Here is a 23,686-nt window from a genome sequence, read left to right on the forward strand (position 1 = left end):
AACTATAGACACTTTAATTAAAGTTTGCGTAACTAGGAGAGTATTTGACTTTGTTTCTTTTGAAACTATAATTCTTTCGATTCGAAACTTTAGTGGTTATTTATGTCTAAAAGAAACACGCAACAGCGTCGCCATATTATTCTTAGTGAATTAAATCAACACGGTGAAGTCAGTGTTGATGCCATGGCTAAGCGATTTAAAACTTCAGAAGTTACGATTCGAAAGGATTTGGCGGCACTTGAAAATAGCGGCTTACTTCTTAGGCGCTATGGTGGTGCTATTTCATTACCAAAAGAGATAGTTGAACAACCGACTGATAACTTGTCTCAGCAAATGGAAGCGATCGGCCAAGCGGCGGCAAAGCTAATAAAAGATCATTACCGTATCGTTATAGACAGTGGCAGAACCACATCTGCCATGGTGAATCACTTAAGTGATAAAAAAGGTTTAGTGGCGATGACTAACTCTTTAGCAGTTGCTTCTAAATTAAATGAATTAGAGAGTGAACCAACCTTACTGATGACTGGCGGAACTTGGGATCCAACGTCTGAGTCGTTCCAAGGGCAAGTCGCTGAACAAGTGCTGAAATCATACGATTTTGATCAATTATTTATCGGTGCTGATGGTATCGATATTGAGCGAGGAACCACCACGTTCAACGAGCTAATTGGTTTGAGTAAAACCATGGCTGAAGTTGCCAGAGAAGTCATCGTTATGGTGGAATCTGAAAAATTTGGCCGTCGCATTCCAAATTTGGAACTGCCGTGGCAAAAAATACATATCTTGATTACGGACAGTGACCTTAGCACTGAAATCAAGAATGCGTTAATAGCTAAAGGCGTCAATGTTATTTGCGCCAGTATAATTTAAGGATAATTTTATGTGTGGGATTGTAGGTGCAGTAGCACAGCGTGATGTAGCAGAAATACTGGTTGAAGGCTTAAAACGCCTTGAATACCGTGGTTATGATTCTGCAGGTATTGCCGTAATCGATAGCGATAACCAGCTCAGCCGTGTACGTCGTCTTGGTAAAGTACAAGCGTTAGCTGATGCGATAAAAGACAGTGCTGTTGTTGGCGGTACCGGTATTGCGCATACCCGCTGGGCAACTCATGGTTCGCCAAGTGAAATGAATGCTCACCCACATGTCTCATCTGAAAATATCGTGGTGGTGCACAATGGTATTATCGAAAATCATGAGGAATTGCGCGCAGAGCTTAAAGCATTAGGCTATGAGTTTACTTCTGAAACCGACACTGAGGTGATTGCTCACCTTGCCCACCATGAACTTAAGTCACATGACAATTTATTAGCGGCAGTACAAAGCACAGTAAGTAAACTAGAAGGCGCTTACGGTACGGTAATCATGGATACCAATGACAAAGATCGCATTGTGGTTGCGCGCTCTGGTAGCCCACTGGTGATTGGCTATGGCTTAGGAGAGAATTTTATTGCGTCTGATATGATGGCGCTTTTACCTGTTACACGTAGGTTTTCCTTTCTTGAAGAAGGTGATGTTGCCGAAGTTACACGTTTCGAAGTCAATGTTTTTGATGTAAATGGCAAGCCAGTACAGCGCGAAGCTAAAGAGTCTGATGTTAGCCATGACGCTGGTGATAAAGGTGAATATCGCCACTATATGCTCAAAGAAATTTATGAACAGCCTAGTGCTATTCGTAATACGCTTGAAGGTCGTTTATCTGGCGCCGAGCTTAATATTGATACCTTTGGCGCAGGTGCAGACGAAATCTTTAAAAATGTCGAGCATGTGCAAATTATTGCCTGTGGAACCAGTTACCATTCGGGCATGGTGGCGCGTTATTGGTTAGAAGCATATGCTGGCGTTTCATGCAATGTTGAAATTGCCAGTGAATTCCGTTATCGCAAATCTCATGTGCCGAAAAATGCCATGATAGTCACTATTTCTCAATCGGGCGAAACTGCAGATACCTTAGCAGCATTGCGTCTGGCTAAAGAGTTGGGCTACAGCGCTAGCTTAGCAATATGTAATGTCCCAGGTTCAAGCTTAGTGCGTGAGTCTGATCTCGCTTTTATGACTAAAGCTGGCGCTGAAATTGGTGTAGCCTCAACTAAAGCGTTCACTACCCAACTGGTTGGTTTAATGATGATGACGCTAGCGTTAGGCAAACACCATGGCATGAGTCATGATGAGCAGTTAGCTATCACGCAAGCATTAAGCATGTTGCCAAATAAAATTGAAGAAACCTTTGCACTTGCAGGTGCTATTGAAGAGTTGGCGGAAGATTTTGCTGATAAGAACCATTCGTTATTCTTGGGGCGTGGTGATCAATACCCTATTGCGATGGAAGGTGCGTTAAAATTAAAAGAAATTTCTTATATTCACGCCGAAGCTTATGCTGCCGGTGAATTAAAGCATGGTCCACTTGCCTTAATTGATGCTGAAATGCCGGTAATTGTCGTCGCACCGAAAAATGATTTAATTGAAAAGTTAAAATCTAATGTAGAGGAAGTGCGCGCCCGTGGTGGCTTAATGTATGTGTTTGCTGATGCCGATGCCCGCTTTGAAAGTGATGACACAATGAAAGTGATTAATGTGCCACACTGCAGCGACATTATCGCGCCAATTGTTTATACCTTGCCTTTACAGTTGCTCTCTTACTATGTAGCTATCATCAAAGGCACAGATGTTGATCAACCGAGAAACCTGGCAAAATCGGTGACAGTAGAATAAGGTCAAATAACCTACTGAGTTGTGTAGATTCTAAATAAAGTTGGAAACGTCTAAATAAAGATGGAAACAACTTAACAAAGTTGGAAAGCAGGAAGTCTCCATTAGTGGAGTCTTCTTACTTTTCAGGGTTCTAAAGAGTATTACTCTATGTAACAGTCAAATAAACTTGGAGACTTCTTTAGGCACTTTTTCTTAATTTCATCTCATATTCTGCTGGTGAGATATTCCCTAATTTATAATGTCGCCGTTTCTGATTATAAAACGGCTCGATGTAATCAATTATATCAGCCATCGCTTCACGCCTTGTTTGATAACGACGATAGTTAATTCGTTCTGACTTTAAGCTACGGAAAAAACGTTCAGTAACGGCATTATGCAGTGATTGCATGTTTTATCTCATCATCCTTATTGGCGGCGCAATCCGCAGAAGACGTAAAGAGCCAAGGCCAAACACAGCAATTAGAAAATATAGATACGTTTGCGAGCCCAGGAGCAGTAACTAACCAACTCAATAATGACCACACCCCAAAAGATACCAGCATCTCGCACCATTATCTTGAAACTTGGCAAACCTGGAAAAAAGAAGTTACAGAAGACACTGGTCTAAACTTCAGTACAGATTATATCTTCATCACATATAGAGCAAGTGAAAGCCTTGGCGACAATAATGCCACTAGCGGAGTGCTTCGATTCTATGGGAAGTGGGATCTGACTGGCAGCGACACGACAAATACCGGCAGTTTAATTTACAAATTTGAAAGCCGCGATGCCTATAGCGATGTAGCACCCCAGCGCGTTGGCGCTGAATTGGGCTATATAGGAACCATCGTGACAGGATTCAGCAATCAACATTTTCGCACCACGAATTTTTATTGGCGACAGAACTTCAACCAATCGAATGCAGTGAGCTTTGTCGGTTTTCTGGATGTAACTGACTATACCGACGTTTATTTATTCGCTAGCCCCTGGACAGCGTTTACCAATTCAGTTTTTTTAACTGGATCTGGAACCATGGGTGTACTGCCCGATGGTGCGCTGGGTGGTGTCGTTGCAACCTGGCTTTCAGATTCCTTGTACGCCGTAGCCGGGATTGCCGATGCCAACGGTAATTCAACCGACGTATTTCAGAGTATCGATACCTTTTTTAATGATTTCGAAACCTTTAAAAATATTGATCTGCACTGGACTCCACAGAATGACCAAATCTATCTTAATAATTTGCACGTTAGTTTATGGCAAATTGATGAAAGAACCGAACTTGAAATCAATGAAGGCTGGGGAGTAAGCTTCTCACTGAACGCCGATATAGCTGACAAGTATATTCCTTTTATCCGTGGCGGCTGGGCAGAAGATAGTGGTAGCGATTTAGAGGCCTCACTTTCCATCGGCCTGGGCTTTCAACAGACGCAAGATAATCTATTAGGGCTTGCCATCAACTGGGGCCGACCCAATAAAAACACCTTTGGTACTGAGCTTGTTGACCAATACACCAGCGAAATCTTCTATCGCTGGCAGGTGGCAAAAGCGCTGCAATTAACGCCGAGTGTGCAACTTATTTCAAATCCAGCGCGCAACCCTGATGAGGATTTCATCTACCTAGTTGGGCTAAGAGTGCGATTTTTGCTTTAGGGCAGGATAGCTGGCCAGTAAAGTGTTGCGCCCTATTTATCACGCCGGTTCGTCTTCAAATCACGCCGATGTTGCCGAGTTATTGTCAGAGTTTTACGTTATTGATTAAGTTGAGTGAAGGTCAAAATTTTTTCCTCGACGTAATCAAAGAAAGTATTCCAGCGTAAGCGCAACATATCGCTACCTGAAACACTAAGCAATTGTCGCTCCCCCCTTAGTCATTTGCCAGATTGCTCGATGACGCAAAATTCTCCAAAGCGAAGAAAATGCTCTTGACTACGGATTTGCCACTTAAGGAAATTGCCCGTCATTGTGGATTTACTGACAAGTCGAATTTTTCGCAACTTTTTTGGCGCATTTCTGGGGTCGCACCAAACCAATTACGCGAAATTGGCGCCAAATGACGACGACACATGTCATATTATTATGATGATTGCGGGTTATTCATGCTCGAGAAGCAGAGTAGAAAATTTGAGATGACCAATTGTTCGAGCGCGGCCTCGATTGTTCCTGATATGTTATATGCCCTATTTCTGGGGAAGCTTACTCTTTTGCTGGTCTCGACACCGAACCCAAAAGTTGGTTGTAGGTTTGAAAAATTTTTTGCATTTATATCTGAACTCCCACTATAGTTATAACGTTATAATAACATTATGGTAACTTGGTATAACATTATGATAACGTTGTAGTAACTAGGTGTAACAATGTGATAATATTTTGGCTGATTTCAATCAATGCCTCAGAACTGAAATTTATTTAAGTTTTACGTTTACCTTAGAGAATTAGAGACGCTCTTAGAATGTGAAGCGACCTATAAAGTCGTTAAAATTTAAAAGAAAAATAGAAGATAGTTCTCATTGGTATTGATTCTGGTAATGAATGTTCTGGGCTCTTAACAAAGTAGAATGGAAGTTTAATCTGGGTTGCTGAAGGTACATTTATTTTTATTTGACTATGGCCTGTGTTGTTTTTTTGTGCTGCTTGTATCTGCAGCAGATTACGATTTGGTGATTAATAATGACCGCATTGCTAATGTCGGTATCAAAGATGGCAAAATCGCCGTAATAGCCTAAGATAAAATTTAGGGTGAAGGAGCCATTGATGCTGCAGGCAAGATTTTTTCATCAGGCTTTATCGATCTACACAATAAATTTTTTGCTGTGAAAAGCAAGGAACAACTGAGTTTTATATGAAAGCAAAAATGTAAGGGAGAAAACTTATGAAAGCTAATTTAAGGGCGTTAATTACGGGTGTGCTCTGCGCGGGAGCGATTACGGTCGTTCACGCACAGAATTACGATCTCGTGATAAATAATGGCCGGGTCATGGATCCCGAAACCGGCTTCGACAAGGTCGTAAACGTTGGCATTACCGATGGCACGATCGTCAAGATCACCGCAGAAAAGTTGACCGGAAAGAAAACCGTGGATGCCACCGGGCACGTAGTTGCTCCGGGCTTTATCGACGGGCACGTACACTATATCGACAGCCCCTTTGGCGTGAAGTTAGGGCTTCGTGATGGATTAACCACGCCCCTAGACCTTGAAGTGGGCCTTGTCGATACCAATAAGTGGTACGCGGCCAAGAAAGGCAAGTCGCAGGCGAACTATGGAGCCACTGCCAGTCTTCTGGGAGCCAGGATAGCTGTGTTCGATCCCGACTACGCCTCCGTTGATGGGGCGGTAACCAACGATTTCTTTAGTGGGTTCGACTTCGGTACCGATTACATTAAAAAGTTGGCTACGCCGGAGGAAATTGAGAAGATCCTTAATCAAATCGAGATGAACCTCAAGCAGGGAGCTCTCGGTGTTGGTACTACGGTTGGCTACATGAGCGAGGCTGTCACCTCGGACGAGTTGATCGGTCTGCGCAAACTGGTTGCGCAGTATGGCCGCTTCTCCCACGACCACGTGCGCTTTATGAGCCAGTCTCCACCGACGTCGGGTATGTTGGCCACACAGGAGATCGTTGATCCGGCGCTTGTTTACGGGGGGGGCACCATTCTTGCCCACTACCACTCGACGTCTGGGAATCAGATGCCGCTGATCGAGACCTACATCGAGAGTGTTCGCTCAGAAGGGCATCCGGTCATCCTCGAAATCTATCCTTACAACTATGGCGCGGCCGGCAATGGGGTTCAGGCAGACTATCTGAAGCCGGACAACTACCAGCGTAATTTTGGCCGAGAATACAAGGATATCGTTGACCAGTTGACTGGTAAGCCACTGGACAAGGAAACCTATGAGAGGCTGGTGAAGGAGGAACCCACCCATCCGGTTTACCTTTATCATGCGCCTGAGGAAATGGTCATCAAGGGCGTGGCTCATCCGGACATCCTTATTGGCTCTGACGCCTTTCCTTACTTCAACAGGGAAACCGGCAAACAGGCGACAGAATGGGATCTGCCCTTCGCTAAGGCGGTTGGTCACCCTCGCGGTGCCGGAACCCGGGCTCGGGTGCTGCGTTGGCATCGTGAAGGCAAACTGGGTGATCTTACCCTGATGCAAGCCATTTCTAAGATGTCCTACCTGTGGGCCGACTACCTCGGGAAGAACGGAGTCGAGTCAATGAAAAAGAAAGGCCGTCTGCAGGAAGGAGCCGATGCCGATATTGTGGTCTTCAATCCTAAGACTGTGACAGACAATTCGGATCTACCGCTCGATAAAAACACTCTTCCTTCCACCGGCATTCCATTCGTCGTGGTCAGCGGAGTCGTGGTTGTCGAGGATTCGAAGGTATTGAAGGATGTTTTCCCAGGAAAGCCGGTTCGTGCGACTATCGTTGAATAAGCCGAGATTCATCTGTCAATAGAAGGATAATTACCTCAGATGACAAAGAAAAGTTGGCTTTAGTTGCGATGGCTGCTGACATAATGGTTTTCGATTTAAATGATGTCAAAGCTAATGCCAGTTATGTAAACCCGGTTCGTGCATCCGAAGCGATGTCTCACGTTTTGGTAATGAGTAAACCTGTTATTGAAAACGGTGAATTGTTACAGGATGCAGCGCCGGGGCAGCCAATTAGAAAATGAGTGCAAAAATTTAAAAAGAGGAAAGTAAACAATGAAGTACAATCGATTTGTATCAAATATCTTAGCAGGCGTGATTGCATTTTGTGGATACGTGGTAGTAGCACAAGCAGACCAACCCGATGGCCCGATTCTGTTCACCAATGTCAACGTCTTCGATGGCAATAGTGAAAAGTTGATCAGGAATGCCAATGTCGTTGTTACCGGCAATAAAATCACTGCAGTTTCTACCGAGAAGTTGGCGGCAGCCGGTGGGTTGGTAATCGATGGTGGTGGTAAAACCTTAATGCCGGGACTTTCGGACACCCATACCCATATGGGCATGGTTACGTTGCCACAGATGGCACTTATTGCGGGTGATCCTGGCTTCGCATACATCTATTCTGTAGTGGATGCAGAAGCCATGCTGATGCGAGGCTTCACTTCGGTGCGTGATATGGGTGGAGATGTCTTTGGACTGAAGAAAGCCATCGATATGGGGTTAGTATCAGGTCCTCGTATTTACCCATCCGGCAGTGTCATTTCCCAAACTGGCGGGCACGGCGATTTTCGATTACCAAACCAGCGTAATCCTCAGTTCGGAGGTTCAATTCCTAGTGTTTTCGAAAGAAACTATGGCACGCTTGCTGATGGTGTACCACTGGTCATGGCAGCGGCTCGGGAAAACCTGCGCCGTGGTGCTTCACAAGTTAAATTGGCGGCAGGGGGGGGGTATTCTTCTCCGTCAGACCCATTATTGGGTAATCAGTATACCTTCGATGAAATTAAGGCCGCTGTGGATTCAGCAGCCAACTGGCAAACCTATGTGACCATTCATGCGTATCACCCGGAAACCATCAATGTAGCAATTGATGCGGGTGTTAAAGATGTTGGCCATGGCCAACTGCTCGATAAGAAAACACTTAAAAGAATGGCTAAAGAAGGTGTCTTTCTAAGTACGCAGCCGTTTACCGAGTGTAGTGAACCACAGTTGGATGATTTTGGTAACTCGAAGCTGGCAGTTGTTTGTAAGGGCACCGAATTCGTCTACAAAACAGCGAAAGAAACTAAAGGATTAAAAATCACCTACGGTACGGATCTATTCTTTGTGCCGAAGGAAGTTGCGACAGAGCAGGCGCAAATGATGGAACGTTTACTGCCCTGGTATAAGCCAGCTGAGATCCTGCGTATGGCAACGGGAACCGCGGGTGAATTGTTTAAAATGAGCGGGCTGCGTGATCCTTATCCTGATGGCGCGCTGGGTGTTGTCAAAGAAGGCGCGTATGCAGACCTGCTGCTGGTTGACGGCAACCCTCTGGAAGACCTGAGTGCAGTGACAGAACAGAAAAATCTGAAGATCATTATGAAAGATGGCAAAATTTTTAAGAATACACTTTAATTAGATGAAACTAATTTCAAGCAATTGAGTGATGGCTGTTTTACAAGAAATTCAGCGTTTGTTATAACAGCTTTTTTTCTACTTCAGAAATTGCTTGAATTATTAAAAAGGATATTTTTTGATGAAAAACATCAACAATATATTTGGCATGACCACTCTGGTTGCAGCTGTCTTTGTGAGCTGGTCATCACTGGCTAATGCACAAGAGAGCAGCCATGAAAAAATGTCAGCAGATGAAGTAGCAAAAGAGTTAGCCAACCCCAATACCAATTTGGGTTTTTTGGCCTTTCAAATGGATTATGTCCGCTATCAAGGAGACCTGCCCAATGCCGATGGGCAGTCAGGCTATAAACTAAATTTTCAGCCATCCTTGCCCTATTCATTGGGAGATGGCACTAACTTTTTTTTACGCCCCTTAATTCCCGTGTTTTCCAGTCAACCGGTTCCGGTTGGACCAGGTGAATTTGAACAATCTGATGTTGAGCTCGGGGATATCTCCTTAGATGCGGCAATCGGTAAAACGATGAGCAATGGTGTTATTTTGGTGGGCGGCGTAGTGGCCACCTTAGATACCGCAACAGACGATGCACTCGGTCTTGGTCAGTACCTAGCGGGACCAGAAGTCCTCATTGGCAAGGGCTCTTCATGGGGTTTTTATGGTTTGTTGTTAACGCATCAATGGGATATTGGCGGTGATGATGATTTTGATACCAGTATCACCGGCGGTCAGTACTTTTTTACCTACAACCTGAAAAACGCCTGGCAGATTCAGATGCAGCCGACGTTCTCGTACAACCACGAGGCAGAGAGTGGGGATCGTTGGACCTTTCCCTTAGGTATTGGTGTGTCAAAGACCATCAAAGTGGGCAACATGCCACTCAAACTATCGGTGCAATATTGGCAATACGTCGAGCAGGCTGATGCGTTTGGGCCGGATTATCAGATTCGTTTCCAGATTGCGCCAGTTGTGCCATTGCCTTGGTAATAGTTTTATAACTGTTTACTACAAGCGAAAGAACTATAGTAGTCAAGACCCACCCTCTGGTGATTAATTCGTTCTCGAGAGTGGGTCTATAAAACTAACCTGGTTCAGTAAATGTTTAGCAGGTATCTAACAAATTATTCAATTCTAATGTCATTGAGGAACTATATATGGTTATTAAACAAAAAGTAAAAAAGGATGTTCTGAAAACAGGTGTCACCGCCTTAAATGCTTTTATTGTTAGTGCAAGTCTGGCCTGTGGTGCAGCAGCAGCTGCAGAGGCTGAAGATGGCTGGAAATTCGGCTCTGAAATCTATTTATGGGGGGCGGATGTGGGGCTCGATACGGTAGCTGGCGACGACATTGACATTTCATTTAATGATTTGATTGATAATCTCAAGTTAGGCGGAATGGCGACTGTTGTCGCGCAAAAGAACAAATGGAGTATTGGATCGGATATCATTTACCTCGATGTCAAAGATGATGTTAATGCTCCGGTAACTACTGATGTTACTCTTGACAGCGTAGAGCTGGAAGCATGGCTTGTCTCACCGTTTGCCGGTTATGAAATTGCTCGTTCGGATCGATCTGTATTAAGGTTGTATGGAGGGCTTCGCTATCTTAGCCTCGAAACAACAATCATTGCCAAATCCTCTCCTCCGCTGTCACCATTTACGCTGAAGGAAAATGATACTGATAATATTATTGATGGTTTCATTGGCTTACACGGTAAAACTGACATTAACAAAAACTGGTATGCCTCCTATCTTGCGGACATTGGGGCGGGAGATTCTGATTGGACCTTTCAGGGGTCACTAGCAATAAATTACCGCTTCAATAGTTTTGATTTCAGCTTTGGCTATCGCTATTTAAAATGGGAGTTGGATTCCGATCTTGTTGACAGCCTGGATTTTGGCGGCCCATTTGCGGGCGCTAAAATCAAATTTTAACAAAAAAATTAAACTGATTAACTGAGCTCTTGCTGGTCTAAGCATCTTACCTTGGCCATGAGCTCTATATGAAAATTTAATATTTAACCTGAGGTCTGCATTAGAATTAATGCCGAGTCACCTTGATACTCGGCTTTTTTGTTTTAAATGTGTAAGCAATTAGCCCTGCCATTAAGTATTGCTAAGATATGGCATTTAGGTCAACACAATTTAGTTACCAATAAAGTGAGTGTTTAATTATTTGCAACTAGTAATGAAAGGTTTTGAACGTAATTTCTTTTTGTTATGCCGGTTGAAAATGCTGGACGTTTGTATAAATTGATAAGATATAAAGTAAAATACTTATTGCTTTCTTATTTCGATAATAAGCTGGCAATCGCTAATCATTAGTTGCGAAAAAGTTTATCAACTTATTAGGAATTCAAAAATTATGCTCTCGTCGATGAAAGAATGGAAAGAACTTCAAGCTCATTATCAAGAAATATGTGATCTACATATGAAAACGATGTTTGAGCAAGACGAGCAGCGTTTTGAGCGTTATAGCTTAACAGCAGCAGGAATAACCCTAGACTATTCAAAAAACCATATTAACGAAACTAGTATCAAGTTATTGGTAGCATTGGCAAGAGCCGCTGAAGTTGAACAACAACGTGATCGGATGTTTAGTGGCAGCGAGATTAACGTTACTGAACACAGGGCTGTATTACATACGGCATTACGAAACTTTAGTGGTCAGCCAGTTTATGTTGATGGTGAAGACGTTATGCCAATGATTGAAGCAAGCCGTAAGCAAATGAAATATTTTGTTGAAGCGGTGTCAACTGGACGTAAAACGGGTTATTCAGGTAAGGCATTTACCGATATTGTTAGTATTGGCATTGGCGGATCGTTTTTAGGTCCCAAAATCATGTCGGAAGCGTTAAAACCTTATCGACAAAAACATATTAATGTTCACTTTGTTGCTAATGTTGATGGCTGCCATTTGCGTGATGTATTGGCGAATTTGAACCCTGAAACAACATTAATTATTACCTCTTCAAAAACCTTAACCACGCAAGAAACCTTGCGAAATACACAATCAGCAAAAGAGTGGTTTTTAGCCTCTGCAACCCAAGCCGATGTTCAATTTAACTTTGCTTGTGTTTCTACCAATATTGAAGCTGCAGAACAGTTTGGTATCAATAAAGACAATATTTTCCCGATGTGGGACTGGGTTGGTGGTCGCTATTCTGTATGGTCTTCAATCGGCTTACCCTTAGCGTTAGCCATTGGTTATGATAATTTCCATGCATTTCTTACTGGTGCTTATGAGCAAGATCAGCATTTCAAACAGGCGCCACTAAAACAAAATATGCCGGTAATATTAGCCTTGCTTGGCATTTGGTACCGAAATTTCCACGGTGCACAGTCGCAAGTGCTGCTGCCCTATTATCATTATTTACGGGGCTTGCCGGCGTATATTCAACAATTGGATATGGAAAGCAACGGTAAGTCAGTCACGTTAGAAAATAGAGAAGCAAGCTATGATACGGGCCCAATTATTTGGGGTAGTGAAGGCACTAATGGTCAACATTCGTTTCACCAGTTGATTCACCAAAGTAAAACCCCTATTCCGGTTGATTTCATTATGCCATTGATTCCAGATTGTGATTATGAAAACCACCACGATATGTTGGCAGCCAACTGTTTTGGCCAAAGTCAGGCGCTAATGGAAGGGCAAAGTGAAGCGCAAGTGATTGCTGCCATGAAAAAAGCCAAAAGTAAGCCAGAGGAAATTTCTAACCTATCCAGTCACAAAGTAATGAAAGGTAACAAACCTAGCAATACCCTATTATTTGACCGTTTAGATCCAAAAACTTTGGGTAGTTTAATTGCGCTTTATGAGCAAAAAGTGTTTGTGCAAGGTGTGATTTGGCAGATTAACTCCTTTGATCAGTGGGGAGTGGAGCTTGGTAAAGCCCTAGGTAATAAAGTTTTGGCTAAACTTTCTGATAAGTCGTCGCCTTTAACTATGGATGGCTCAACCAATGGCTTAATTAAGCGCTATCGCCAGCGAAAATAAGGGGTGTTTATTCTAATTAAAGTAGAAATTAAACAACTTTATCGGCAAAAGTTACAAAAAATGATAGTTTAACTATTTATTAACAACTAGTATTAGTTTAGCAGTATATTTTATCGCCAGTTACTTGAGAGGCATTTATGAAAAAATTTGCGTTAGCACTGATAGCCACCATGGCTCCTAGTTTAGTACTTGCTCAGTCAACAATAGTTGAAGGAGTTATTGATAAAGCGGATGTCATTACGACCCATGTAGGCTCAAATGGTAAGCCGTTACTGGGGGCGGCAATCGGGGTGGGAATTGGCTCGGCTATTGGCAGTGGTAGTGGCAATGATGCGGCAAAAATACTTGGTGGTATTATTGGTGCTAAAACAGCAGCTCAACAACATAAAAAACTAATATATGGCTGGCGCTATATTGTTAAATCTGGCGATCAGCTATTGGTTGTTGACGATTGGTGCCCAGTGCCAGAACAGCAATGTAGTGGCATTCCTCAAGGTAATGATGTTTACGTGATTAATGGTAAAGAAGTCGCGTTAAAATAATGAAAGTCTTAATACTTTAAATTTTGGTAGTCAGGGTGTAATTCAATATAGTCGCACCATACGCTAAAACTGTCGGCGTTATAGTTTTTGTTTAATGCTTTATACCAGCGAGAGTGTGCCCTGATACCCAGTTTAAATTTTATCTTGTGGCCATCAATTGCTACATAGCAAGCTAATACCCGTGCTGTTTGGTTGATCACTTTCACTCGCATTAAACCTTCGATATTGCGAGCAAATTCGGTGGTGATATTGGGTATCGCCACAGCTTCAAGCGGCAAAATTAACATGGGTATCAATAATAAGTAGCGCAGATAGCGATTAATTACTGTCATTATTTGCCCTCACTTGCTGATGTTCTATTAACCATAAACAACCTAACATTATAGCGCTTCCAACCACTAATCGGCTAATATCGGCTGATTCATTAAATAAAGTTAACGAAAATATCACCGCGAATGGAATATAACCGTTATTCATAATGGCTAACGTATTGGTGGAAACCTGCTTAGCACCATAATTCCAAGCCGCAAAACCAACACCAGATGCTATTACTCCTAAATATAACAATACCAGCCACTGACGCGCAGAAATGTCTAATAGCCCTTGATATGTCTGTCCGGCTACAACAGTAATCATCATAAAAATAGCTGCGCCAATATACATTATCGCCATATTGTTCAAATGGTTAGAAGCTTGCTGTGACAAAACACTGTTTGTTGTTAGCCGCTGATAACCAACTTGCCCAAAAGCAAATGCTACATTAGCAATTTGCAGAATTAAAAAGCCTATAAGCCACTGTTCTGCGTTCGGTGATTTATAAACTATAATTGCTGCACCCAAAATCGAACCAATAATTGGCAATAGACTGCTAAACCTGAATTGACGGGTTATAAAACCATTTATCGTGTAAACATAAATAGGTGTAAAAATAGTAAACACCGCCACTAAATAACCGGGCAGGTATTGATAAGATTGAATATATGCCCAATACATTACGCCAAATTGAACTGCGCCTAAGGCAAGTAAGTTAACGCTAAGCTTTTGTGAGGTGTTTATTTTAAGGAATGGCAAAAATACTAAGGCGCACAGTAATAAGCGAATTGCCGAGACTAAAGTTGGATCTATACCCGTTAATTCGCCTTTAATCATGCCAAATGAAAAAGCCCAAAGAATTGATACAAAAATAAGTGCTTTCAAGTGACACCTTAATAACCGAGATAACCTGCTGAGATATTAGCATATTTGCCCTGTTGAATAGCCAATAAATAAACCTAGGTAAATAAATTATCGAAAAAAACTGAAATTATCGCTTGAAACTGTTTCAACACGACACCATGTCTAAAGCAACATAATAAAAATCTTCTTAATGCCATTGCGGTATTTAGTTGTAGTCAGAGAAAGAGAATTATTGCCATGGCAAATTTAGTACCACTTAGAAAAGAACAACATCAAAATTTAAAAATTTCAGCAACTCGCAGCTTAAAGCACATTGCGGGTTTGCACATAGTACCAATTACAGCGTCAGAATTTGCTAAAGGCGCAATGAGCTACCCAGTATTTATCGTAAAAGATCCAGAAACTAACCGTTACCGCAGTGTGGCGATGTTAGGTTTAGAAACTGGCGAAAACTTATTTTTAGACGGCGATAACTGGACTGGCTTATATGCACCACAAAGTGTTGGCATGGCACCATTTGCTTTAGGTTTAGATCCAGAGAAAGAAAAAACATTAACCGCTTGTGTTGATATTGACAGCGAGTTTGTTGGTGAAGACAAAGAACTCGCGTTATTTGACGACAACGGCAATGAAACAGATTTAATGAAAAACATTCAGGAAACATTAGGTCGTTTATATGAAAACGAAGTAATGACTGAAAAATTTATTCAAGAAATGTTAGAAAAAGAACTACTTGAAGAAGTAGAGCTAGTCATCTCGTTCCAAAATGGCGAGAAAAAGAAAATTGTTGGTGTTCACACGATTAAAGAACCTAAATTAAAAGAATTATCTGATGAGACTGTTTTGGATTATCACAAGCGTGGTTTATTTATTCCTATTCATTCAATGTTAGCGTCTATTGGCCAAATCAACCGATTAGCGCAAATTCGCAATGAAAAGAGTGACGCGAAAGTAGCTGGCGTACAAATTTTGCCAGTGCAAGCATAAGCAAAAAACATCTTATTATTAAAAAAGGGCCTATGCGCCCTTTTTTTATTGCTGAAAATCAACCACACTGTCGAGTGTGCTGGATAAATGTTAACAACTATTACGACCTGTGGTAGTTTTAACTCCATTGCTAAGTTATGTGGTTGATAACGAGGATTAGATGGCAGATTCAAATAAACTCTCCAAGGAACTGGAAGAGCAAATTCAAAGCCTTGCTAGCGAGGTTTATATTCAGGTTGAAGAAAAAGTAGCGAATATTTTATCGTCTATTGAACAACCTGTAACTGATGACGTCATTAAACAGCACCCGCTATATCAAGCCGCATTAGCAAAACAGCAAGAGCTAGAATCAAGCATTTCTGCTACACAAAATGCTGATACTTCCGAAATAGAACAGCTTAATCAAGCAATTACCACGCTTACAGAAAAGCTCGAAGTTAGTGAGCAAGAAGTTAAGAAGCTCACAGAACTAAACTCGGCGAAATTAACCGATACTGAGCAGATACTTAAAGAAAAGCTCGATAAACTAGCGAAGCTGGAAGATCAACTAACACATCTACAAACAGATCACGAACAGGCTACACAGCACTTGGCAGATGCGCAAAGTAATGTTGAACGCCTAACTGCAGAAAATGCCGAGTTTAGTCAAAAAGAAGCCAATTTATTAAAAGCGGATAAAGCAAAAACCGCTACATTAGAAGTTCAAAACCAACAAATTTCAGAATTAAATAGCAAGTATAACGAAGCGAGTAGCGCACTAGAGCACTTACAGTCAACGTTAAGTGATGAAAGCAGCGAAGTGAAGTTGGCATTGGCTAGTGAACAACAAAAGTCTGAATCACTGGCTAAGCAGGTTGCAGAATTACAAAGTCTACTAGACTCGGAAAAATCAACGGCTGCTCAACAACATAGTGAGCTAAGCAAGCAGTTAGCTACTTCAACTGCTGCCAATGAAGAGCTTACACAGCAGCTTGCTGCAACAAATCAGCGTTTAGCTGAAACCGAACAAACAGTTGCGCAGAGCCAGCAAACGCAAGCAAGTATGTCGCAGCAAATAGCTCAGTTGGAAGCTGAATTAAAAATGACTTCTGGCTCGCTAGATAAAGCAACTAAATTAAATGAAGAACACCAAGCGGCAAGCGAAATTCATCAGCAACAAGTGCAACAACTTAACGCAGATAAGCAAGAACTTCAGCGTAATCTTGAAGTGCTACAACAACATGTTAAAGATTTTAAAGAGCAAGCTGCAACCTTAACTAATCAATTGACCTTGGCGCAAAAGCAGCATGAATTGGATCAGCAAGTTAATGATGAATTATCACAAAAACTTAGCAATGGTGAGTCTCATTTTACTCAGCAAATAGAGGCATTGACCGAACAAGTAGCCACGCTAGAAAACAATCACCAACAAGCGACTGAACAAGTGGCGATGCAACAAAGCACGATTGATGAACTTAAACAGCAAATGCAAAAGGCTGTGAACGCTGAGCAGCAAGCTATTCAAAGGTTGGCAACAGCGAAAGATAAGTTTGAGCAAGATAACGACAACACCCGAGAAACCATCAAATATCTACGCGATGAAAATATGGAATTGACCACCAAGCATGAAACGGTCGTCAGTGAGTTAGAAGATCAAATTCGCGAATATCGTCTGCGGTTTGAATATGCGCAGCAACAATTGCAGCAAGATTAACTAACAAGCTATTTATTACCCAGATTTCACTGACCCCTTTTTTCATTGGTGACTTACGCTGCTACCAATTATCACAACAACTAAACCTTAGGTTTTATGTTTTGCTGTTAGGGCTAAATAGTTCGCTTTACAAGCTTTTATAACGCGTTTTGATATAATGGCGGCTGTTTTTATAGATGAGTGTTTAATTTATGGCTATTCATTTGCCGTTTGCCAAGTTATCTAATTGGCAACAAACTGCGTTCTGCTGTGCGTTGCTAGAACGCATGTTGCCGAATTACCAAATGTTTTCACAAGCGGCAGAGTTTGGTGATGCCAGTGTCATTCGAAATCAATTGAATACACTTTGGCAAAAACTTGATCCTAGCCAGAAAGTTAAATTTAACATTGATGCGCAGTTAGAAAAGCTTGAAATGCAAACGCCAGATCCAGAAGCATTTGACTTTTTCGGCGTATTTCCAGCATTAGATGTCTGCATGGCGATGATGTCATTACTACAAGGGCTTCAAAGTAAAGACTTGCAAGAATTTGCCAATGTGTCGCGCCTATCCCACAATAGCGTGAGTTATTATGTAGAGTTGTTATTGGCTGAATCGCTAGATGAAGATCAAGATATAACGGAAGCCGATATTAATCAGCACCCATTGATGGCTTGGGAGCGAGATACTCAAAACGAGCTATTTGATTTTTTAAAAAATGCGCCAGAAACTAAAGCGACCTTAGACCAGGCAAAAGCCATGGTGCTTGAAGAAGGTTTGTCTAATCTTGGTATAGAAATCAATTAACTAAAGGAAAACTGGGCGACAATGGATGATGTCAAAAAAGTGCCAAAGACGGCGCCTCGCAAATTGATGCAGGCTAAAATTCCGATGGAGCCCTCTTCTCCCTCTCTTATTGTCACAGGCTTTTGGGCGTTAGTTTTATTTTTTGTTCCTACTACATTGGCCGGCCTAGGTTTTGGGGTATACGCAGAGTATCAAGAAATAGCTGATGTCAGAGCATGGTTTAGGCAAGTTGAAACCATGATGGTGATGACGTTTAGTATTTACTTTATCGTGTTTCCAAGCTTACTTTTATTGGCTAAATATATTGGTGATGGCAGTTCAATTAAGGAATATTTAAAGTTATCACCTCAGCCAATGCTGCTATGGCTAAAAGTTATATTGCTGTCCATGGCTTTTTGGGGGGGATTTACTTTATTGAGCTTTATTATAGATCTACCAGAAGAGCCATTTATGCAGCAAATTAGAAATTCATCTTTGCCCATTTGGTTTATTTGCTTAAATATTTGTGTATTCGCGCCGGTTGTTGAAGAGCTAACGTTCCGTGGTTTTTTATTTGCACGCTTGGTGCAAACAAAGTTAAAACTAACTGGCGCTGTACTGATCACTAGTGCGCTTTTTGCTGTTATTCATAGTCAGTACAGTATGCTAGGTGTGTTAATGGTCTTTGTTTTGGGGCTTTATTTTGCTTGGGTACGAGCGTTTTTTAATAGCACTGGGCTATCTATTGTTGCCCATATGACCTGCAATATACTTTCTATGGTTGCACTATTTACTTTTACTTAATCACTGCGTTAAAAGGAACTTTATAAAAAATAAGTTATTGTAATTTATAAAGTTGATAACGCACTTGTCCGGCAGTTTTTTCTTTTTGTAGTTGCCAGTTTTCAGGAATAGAAAGCGAGGCTATTTCCGCTTCGGTTTCTACATACACCATTGCACCAACACTTAACCAACCAGATGCTAGTTTCTCGATAACTTGTTGCGCTAACCCTTGGCGAAATGGCGGGTCAATAAACACTAAATTATATTGAGTTGTCGGATTTTCAAGAAAATTTAGCGTATCAGTTTGATAAATATCGATATTATCTGCTTTAAGTAACGCTTTGTTGGCTTGTAATTGTTTAGCTGCGGTTTTATTCAGCTCTAGCATAGTGATATGAGCAGCGCCGCGAGACAGGGCTTCAAAACCTAAACTACCTGCACCAGCAAAGCAGTCTAAACATTGGCTGTCGTCAACATAGGCCATTAACCAATTAAATACCGTTTCTTTGACTCTGTCGGTGGTCGGTCTTAAACCCTGAGCATCAATGACGGGTAATTTACGGCCACGATGTTTACCCGCAATAATTCTGATGGCACTGGTTTGCTGCGGTCGATTTTTAGTAGCGTTAGACGAGCTTCTTGAGGGTTTTTTCATTTGAAATCGGTCTTTAGTTTTTTGCGGCTAAATAAGATGATAATATAGCCGCCAATTTTAGCTCTAATCACCCCTTGTTGGCTATGAATTTGCCGACAATCAAAGAATTTAATAGTAAATACAATGGCAAAGAAAAAAGGTTTATTTTCCTGGTTAGGTCTTGGCTCTGATAAAGACAAGGCAAACGAACAAGAGACGGTTAGCGAAAATGTTGAGCAAACATCGGTCGCTATCGAAGAAGAATTAGTGGAAAAAACGCTTGAACCATCAACGGAAGTTGCTGATGCTGTCTTGCCAGAGCCAGAGCCAGAGCCAGAGCCAGAGCCAGAGCCAGAGCCAGAGCCAGAGCCAGAGCCAGAGCCAGAGCCAGAGCCAGAGCCAGAGCCAGAGCCAGAGCCAGAGCCAGAGCCAGAGCCAGAGCCAAAAGCTGGTTTCTTCTCGCGTCTTAAGCAAAGCCTATCAAAAACCCGCCAAAACCTTGGTGGTGGCATTTTTGATCTATTTCGTGGTAAGAAAATTGATGATGAGCTATTCGAAGAGCTAGAAACGCATTTGCTGCTGGCTGATGTTGGTGTTGATACCACGATGAAAATTATCGACTCGTTAACTGAATCGGCATCAAGAAAACAATTAAACGATGCAGAAGCACTTTATGATTTATTAAAGATTGAATTAAAGCAGTTGATCGAGCCGGTGGCACAGCCATTAGTTATCCCAGAAAGTGATTCGCCATACGTTATTTTAATGGTTGGTGTAAATGGTGTCGGTAAAACCACCACCATAGGTAAATTAACCAAGCAATTACAAGCACAAGGCAAGTCAGTAATGCTGGCGGCGGGTGATACTTTTAGAGCCGCTGCGGTAGAACAATTGCAAGTATGGGGCGAGCGCAATGACATTCCAGTTGTTGCTCAACATACGGGTGCCGATAGTGCTTCGGTAATTTTTGATGCGATCAGTGCGGCTAAAGCCCGCGGTGTTGATGTGTTAATTGCTGATACGGCTGGTCGTCTTCAAAATAAAGGTCATTTGATGGAAGAGCTGAAAAAAGTAGTGCGTGTCATGAAAAAGCTCGATGAAAATGCACCCCATGAAGTGATGTTAACCATAGATGCAGGTACTGGACAAAACGCTTTAAGTCAAGCGCAACTGTTTGATGAAGCGGTCAACTTAACTGGCATTACGCTAACAAAATTAGATGGTACAGCAAAAGGCGGTGTTGTTTTTGCCATTGCTGACAAATATTCGATCCCCATTCGCTTTATTGGTGTTGGTGAAGGTATTGATGACTTGCGTAGTTTTGATAGCGAAGACTTTATTGCAGCGCTTTTCGACAAAGAGTCTTAATATCCTCATATTTATTTAGCCAATTAGTTAAGAATAATTGCAATTAGCTGTGTTCTTGATAAGAATAGAGCGGTATTAATCAATTTAGCCACGTAAACTTCGTGGCTTTTTTATAAGAATTAAAAATGATCCGCTTTAACCAAGTTAATAAAACCTATCCCGGTGGCTTTCTCGCGTTAAAAAACGTGAGCTTTACTATTGCCCCTGGCGAAATGGCTTTTTTAACCGGTCATTCAGGTGCCGGTAAAAGTACCTTATTAAAGTTGATTAGCTTAATGGAAAAGCCAAGCTCTGGCCGTATTTTAATTAATCAGAAAGATGTATCTAACCTAAGCTACAGCCAAGTTCCTTATCTTCGACGCCATATTGGCATGATTTTCCAAAATCATAATTTATTAATGGATCGTACCGTATATGACAACGTTGCGTTGCCACTGATTATTGAAGGCTATAGCCGTAAAGAAATTCAAAAGCGCGTCGATGCAGCGCTTGATAAAGTGCATCTACGCAGTAAGCTAAGGTGTTATCCATATACCCTGTCTGGTGGTGAACAACAACGTGTTGGTATCGCTCGGGCAATTGTCAATAAACCCCCTATTATTCTGGCAGATGAGCCAACGGGGAACCTAGATCCTAAATTATCGTTAGATATTATTAAGCTGTTTGAAGAGTTTAATGCAGTTGGGGTTTCTGTGTTGGTTGCAACCCATGATTTGGGATTAATTGCCAGAATGCGTTATCGAACACTAACCTTAAAAAATGGTGCCATGATCACCGATGGTGTAGTTCAGGGCTTAAATACAGAGCAGGAAATGGTAAGTGAATAATTACTTTCAAAATAGCCCTGATCAAAAAGTAAGTCTTAAGCAACGACTGATCTCATTGCCAATTCGTCATTTGCAGCAGGCTATTGGCAGTTTAGGTGACTTATGGCGCACCCCTTTTACTACCTTGATGACGTTATTGGTACTCGGTATTAGCTTAACACTGCCAGCAACTTTGCACTTATTTGTTAAAAACGCTAACAATGTTATCAACCAATGGGACTCAGCTTCAGAAATCACCTTGTTTTTGAAATTGTCGGTCGATGATAAAGCAGCAAAAAACTTTGTTAGTAGGATAGAGCTCTACCCTGAAGTGGAATCGGTCACTTATATTTCTTCAGATCAGGCGTTGACTGACTTTAAGAAGAATTCAGGTTTTGGTGATGCATTGGCGTATTTAAGTAGTAATCCGCTGCCGGCTACTGTACTGGTCACTCCCACTAAGCGTGCCGGTCAATCCCATGCGGCGCGAGACTTATTAGCCAAGCTTGAAAAAGAGCGTGAGGTCGATCAAGGCAAACTTGATTTAGAATGGCTGACCCGTTTAGAGGCGATGGCTAAGCTTATTGAAGATATTGTGTTATCAGTAGCCTTGCTCCTATGTTTGTCAGTAGTATTGATTATTGGTAACACCATAAGGCTGGCAATTTTAAGTCAAAAAGATGCAATTGCAGTGATGAAGCTAGTGGGAGCTACAGATAGCTTTATTCAGCGTCCATTTATGTATGCCGGTTTTTGGTACGGCATTTTAGGTGGCTTGTTTGCCAATATAGCGATATTTACCCTAGCCCACTATTTATCAATTGCTATGACAGAGCTTACTAACCTTTACCACAGCAGTTTCGCACTAGAAACGCTGTCATTTAAAGAAAATATTACGCTAATCTTATCTGCAATAAGCTTAGGTTTAGCGGGTAGTTACCTTTCTGTAAGGCAACATATTAAAGCGATAGAACCAACAGCAGACTAAACGTTATTACTAGCAAATATTTCAATCAAAGTTGATTTGTAACAACCTTAGTAACATATTCTTACGTTTCGATACTGCGGTTTAGCCCAGTCTATGCTTATAATCGTTATTCTAAGTATGGCATTGTCATCTAAATGACATCATTGGCCAGATAAAATAAGCCAATTAAATTGGCAGCTATTGAAAGTTTATACTAGACTGACCGGTCTAATAATAAAATTTATTCTCAAGGTCGCATCATTGTAAAAACCATGTTAGTATCGCGAGCCTACTATAGAATTCATTCAATAGTTTTTAGTGTAAATCGAGGTTTCAAATGAGTAAATCAATGCAATCAATGGCATTAACTGTACCGCAAAGCGGTAGCATTGAAGCATATGTCCAGTCTGCGTATAGCATTCCTGTGCTTAGTGCAGAGCGTGAGCATGAGCTTGCGACTCGTTTACATGAGCAAGATGACTTACAAGCGGCACAAGAGTTAATTATGTCGCATCTACGCTTTGTGATACATATTGCTAAAAGCTATTCAGGTTACGGCCTGCCACAAGCAGACTTAATCCAAGAAGGTAATGTAGGTTTAATGAAGGCAGTTAAACGCTTTAACCCAGAAGTGGGTGTGCGACTGGTTTCATTTGCAGTGCATTGGATTAAAGCAGAAATTCATGAGTACGTGCTTAAAAACTGGCGTATTGTGAAAGTTGCTACCACAAAAGCACAACGTAAGTTGTTCTTTAACCTACGCAAAAATAAAAAGCGTCTAGGTTGGTTCAGTAATGAAGAAGTCAGCAATGTTGCTGAAACATTAGGTGTTAGCACCAAAGATGTTTTGGAAATGGAATCGCGTATGAGCAGCCAAGACCAAGCATTTGAGCTGTCTTCAGATGACGATGATAATGCCGGTAGCAGCGCAAGCTTTTCACCAGCTCAGTACTTGGAAGATACGCACTCTGACTTAGCAACGAGTGTTGAAGAAGCTAACTGGGAACAGCATGCAAATACTAAGCTATCTTCTGCATTAATTACGTTAGATGACCGTAGCCAAGATATTGTACGCACTCGTTGGTTAGATGAAGATAAATCAACATTGCAAGAATTGGCAGACAAGTATGATATTTCTGCAGAGCGTGTTCGCCAGTTAGAAAAAAATGCGTTATCGAAATTAAAAAATGCTATGAGTATTTAAGCATAAATTTAATTCGTTTAA

General features: G+C 41.6%; 22 protein-coding genes. 18 read left to right on the forward strand and 4 right to left on the reverse strand.

The features are described from left to right. Window positions 1-102: 102 nt before the first annotated feature. Both ACOB82_RS07480 and glmS read left to right on the forward strand, forming a co-directional pair. Window positions 103-870 (forward strand): DeoR/GlpR family DNA-binding transcription regulator, encoded by a 768-nt coding sequence (locus ACOB82_RS07480; protein WP_448212338.1) that lies wholly within the window; start codon window positions 103-105, stop codon window positions 868-870. A gap of 10 nt (window positions 871-880) precedes the next feature. Next, window positions 881-2,713, forward strand: a complete 1,833-nt coding sequence (gene glmS, locus ACOB82_RS07485; protein WP_448212340.1) for a glutamine--fructose-6-phosphate transaminase (isomerizing) — start codon at window positions 881-883, stop codon at window positions 2,711-2,713. A gap of 178 nt (window positions 2,714-2,891) precedes the next feature. On the opposite strand, the gene ACOB82_RS07490 is transcribed toward glmS, so the two are convergent. Further along, complete coding sequence (locus ACOB82_RS07490; protein WP_448212341.1) at window positions 2,892-3,101, reverse strand: IS3 family transposase; 210 nt, start codon at window positions 3,099-3,101, stop codon at window positions 2,892-2,894. Between ACOB82_RS07490 and ACOB82_RS07495 the strand changes: the two genes are divergently transcribed. The 8 genes from ACOB82_RS07495 to ACOB82_RS07530 all read left to right on the forward strand — a co-directional run bounded on the left by ACOB82_RS07495 (window position 3,092) and on the right by ACOB82_RS07530 (window position 13,283). Further along, complete coding sequence (locus tag ACOB82_RS07495) at window positions 3,092-4,342, forward strand: carbohydrate porin (protein ID WP_448212342.1); 1,251 nt, start codon at window positions 3,092-3,094, stop codon at window positions 4,340-4,342. The two genes, ACOB82_RS07490 and ACOB82_RS07495, sit on opposite strands and share 10 nt — an antisense overlap. 230 nt (window positions 4,343-4,572) lie before the next feature. After that, window positions 4,573-4,746 carry a helix-turn-helix domain-containing protein gene (locus ACOB82_RS07500; RefSeq protein ID WP_448212343.1) on the forward strand — a complete coding sequence of 58 codons (174 nt, stop codon included), beginning with the start codon at window positions 4,573-4,575 and terminating at the stop codon, window positions 4,744-4,746. Between the two features lie 815 nt (window positions 4,747-5,561). Further along, window positions 5,562-7,130, forward strand: a complete 1,569-nt coding sequence (locus ACOB82_RS07505) for an amidohydrolase family protein (protein WP_448212344.1) — start codon at window positions 5,562-5,564, stop codon at window positions 7,128-7,130. 273 nt (window positions 7,131-7,403) lie between these two features. Beyond that, complete coding sequence (locus tag ACOB82_RS07510) at window positions 7,404-8,747, forward strand: amidohydrolase family protein (protein ID WP_448212345.1); 1,344 nt, start codon at window positions 7,404-7,406, stop codon at window positions 8,745-8,747. 121 nt (window positions 8,748-8,868) lie between these two features. Continuing rightward, entirely contained in the window at window positions 8,869-9,732 is an 864-nt protein-coding gene (locus ACOB82_RS07515) for a hypothetical protein (protein WP_448212346.1), read from the forward strand. Between the two features lie 167 nt (window positions 9,733-9,899). Continuing rightward, window positions 9,900-10,679 (forward strand): hypothetical protein, encoded by a 780-nt coding sequence (locus tag ACOB82_RS07520; RefSeq protein WP_448212347.1) that lies wholly within the window; start codon window positions 9,900-9,902, stop codon window positions 10,677-10,679. Between the two features lie 430 nt (window positions 10,680-11,109). After that, window positions 11,110-12,741: a glucose-6-phosphate isomerase gene (gene pgi / locus ACOB82_RS07525; protein ID WP_448212348.1), complete on the forward strand. Its 1,632-nt coding sequence runs from the start codon at window positions 11,110-11,112 to the stop codon at window positions 12,739-12,741. A gap of 137 nt (window positions 12,742-12,878) precedes the next feature. After that, window positions 12,879-13,283 (forward strand): hypothetical protein, encoded by a 405-nt coding sequence (locus tag ACOB82_RS07530; RefSeq protein ID WP_448212349.1) that lies wholly within the window; start codon window positions 12,879-12,881, stop codon window positions 13,281-13,283. Window positions 13,284-13,291: 8 nt separating this feature from the next. On the opposite strand, the gene ACOB82_RS07535 is transcribed toward ACOB82_RS07530, so the two are convergent. Beyond that, window positions 13,292-13,615: a hypothetical protein gene (locus tag ACOB82_RS07535; RefSeq protein ID WP_448212350.1), complete on the reverse strand. Its 324-nt coding sequence runs from the start codon at window positions 13,613-13,615 to the stop codon at window positions 13,292-13,294. Beyond that, window positions 13,602-14,480, reverse strand: coding sequence for an EamA family transporter (locus ACOB82_RS07540; protein ID WP_448212351.1), 879 nt, complete (start codon window positions 14,478-14,480; stop codon window positions 13,602-13,604). Before ACOB82_RS07540 ends, ACOB82_RS07535 begins: the two co-directional genes overlap by 14 nt. 216 nt (window positions 14,481-14,696) lie before the next feature. On the opposite strand from ACOB82_RS07540, the gene ACOB82_RS07545 reads away from it, so the two are divergent. The 4 genes from ACOB82_RS07545 to ACOB82_RS07560 all read left to right on the forward strand — a co-directional run bounded on the left by ACOB82_RS07545 (window position 14,697) and on the right by ACOB82_RS07560 (window position 18,707). Further along, the gene (locus ACOB82_RS07545) at window positions 14,697-15,446 is read left to right on the forward strand and encodes a SapC family protein (RefSeq protein ID WP_448212352.1); all 750 of its coding nucleotides are present in this window, start codon (window positions 14,697-14,699) and stop codon (window positions 15,444-15,446) included. Between the two features lie 160 nt (window positions 15,447-15,606). Beyond that, window positions 15,607-17,139 carry a hypothetical protein gene (locus tag ACOB82_RS07550; RefSeq protein WP_448212353.1) on the forward strand — a complete coding sequence of 511 codons (1,533 nt, stop codon included), beginning with the start codon at window positions 15,607-15,609 and terminating at the stop codon, window positions 17,137-17,139. Between the two features lie 191 nt (window positions 17,140-17,330). Further along, entirely contained in the window at window positions 17,331-17,924 is a 594-nt protein-coding gene (locus ACOB82_RS07555; RefSeq protein WP_448212354.1) for a YjaG family protein, read from the forward strand. Window positions 17,925-17,945: 21 nt separating this feature from the next. Continuing rightward, window positions 17,946-18,707 (forward strand): CPBP family intramembrane glutamic endopeptidase, encoded by a 762-nt coding sequence (locus ACOB82_RS07560; protein WP_448212355.1) that lies wholly within the window; start codon window positions 17,946-17,948, stop codon window positions 18,705-18,707. 34 nt (window positions 18,708-18,741) lie between these two features. Here ACOB82_RS07560 and rsmD read toward each other — a convergent pair whose 3' ends face one another. Beyond that, entirely contained in the window at window positions 18,742-19,341 is a 600-nt protein-coding gene (gene rsmD / locus ACOB82_RS07565; RefSeq protein WP_448212356.1) for a 16S rRNA (guanine(966)-N(2))-methyltransferase RsmD, read from the reverse strand. A 123-nt stretch (window positions 19,342-19,464) separates the two neighbouring features. Between rsmD and ftsY the strand changes: the two genes are divergently transcribed. The 4 genes from ftsY to rpoH all read left to right on the forward strand — a co-directional run bounded on the left by ftsY (window position 19,465) and on the right by rpoH (window position 23,665). Then, entirely contained in the window at window positions 19,465-20,688 is a 1,224-nt protein-coding gene (ftsY, locus tag ACOB82_RS07570; protein WP_448212358.1) for a signal recognition particle-docking protein FtsY, read from the forward strand. Window positions 20,689-20,813: 125 nt separating this feature from the next. Next, window positions 20,814-21,515, forward strand: a complete 702-nt coding sequence (ftsE, locus tag ACOB82_RS07575; protein WP_448212359.1) for a cell division ATP-binding protein FtsE — start codon at window positions 20,814-20,816, stop codon at window positions 21,513-21,515. Beyond that, window positions 21,508-22,482: a permease-like cell division protein FtsX gene (gene ftsX, locus ACOB82_RS07580; RefSeq protein WP_448212360.1), complete on the forward strand. Its 975-nt coding sequence runs from the start codon at window positions 21,508-21,510 to the stop codon at window positions 22,480-22,482. The genes ftsE and ftsX overlap by 8 nt, the downstream gene beginning before the upstream one ends. A 316-nt stretch (window positions 22,483-22,798) precedes the next feature. Continuing rightward, window positions 22,799-23,665 (forward strand): RNA polymerase sigma factor RpoH, encoded by an 867-nt coding sequence (rpoH, locus tag ACOB82_RS07585; protein ID WP_448212362.1) that lies wholly within the window; start codon window positions 22,799-22,801, stop codon window positions 23,663-23,665. Window positions 23,666-23,686 lie beyond the last annotated feature (21 nt).

It is taken from the genome of Colwellia sp. MEBiC06753 (assembly GCF_053470325.1).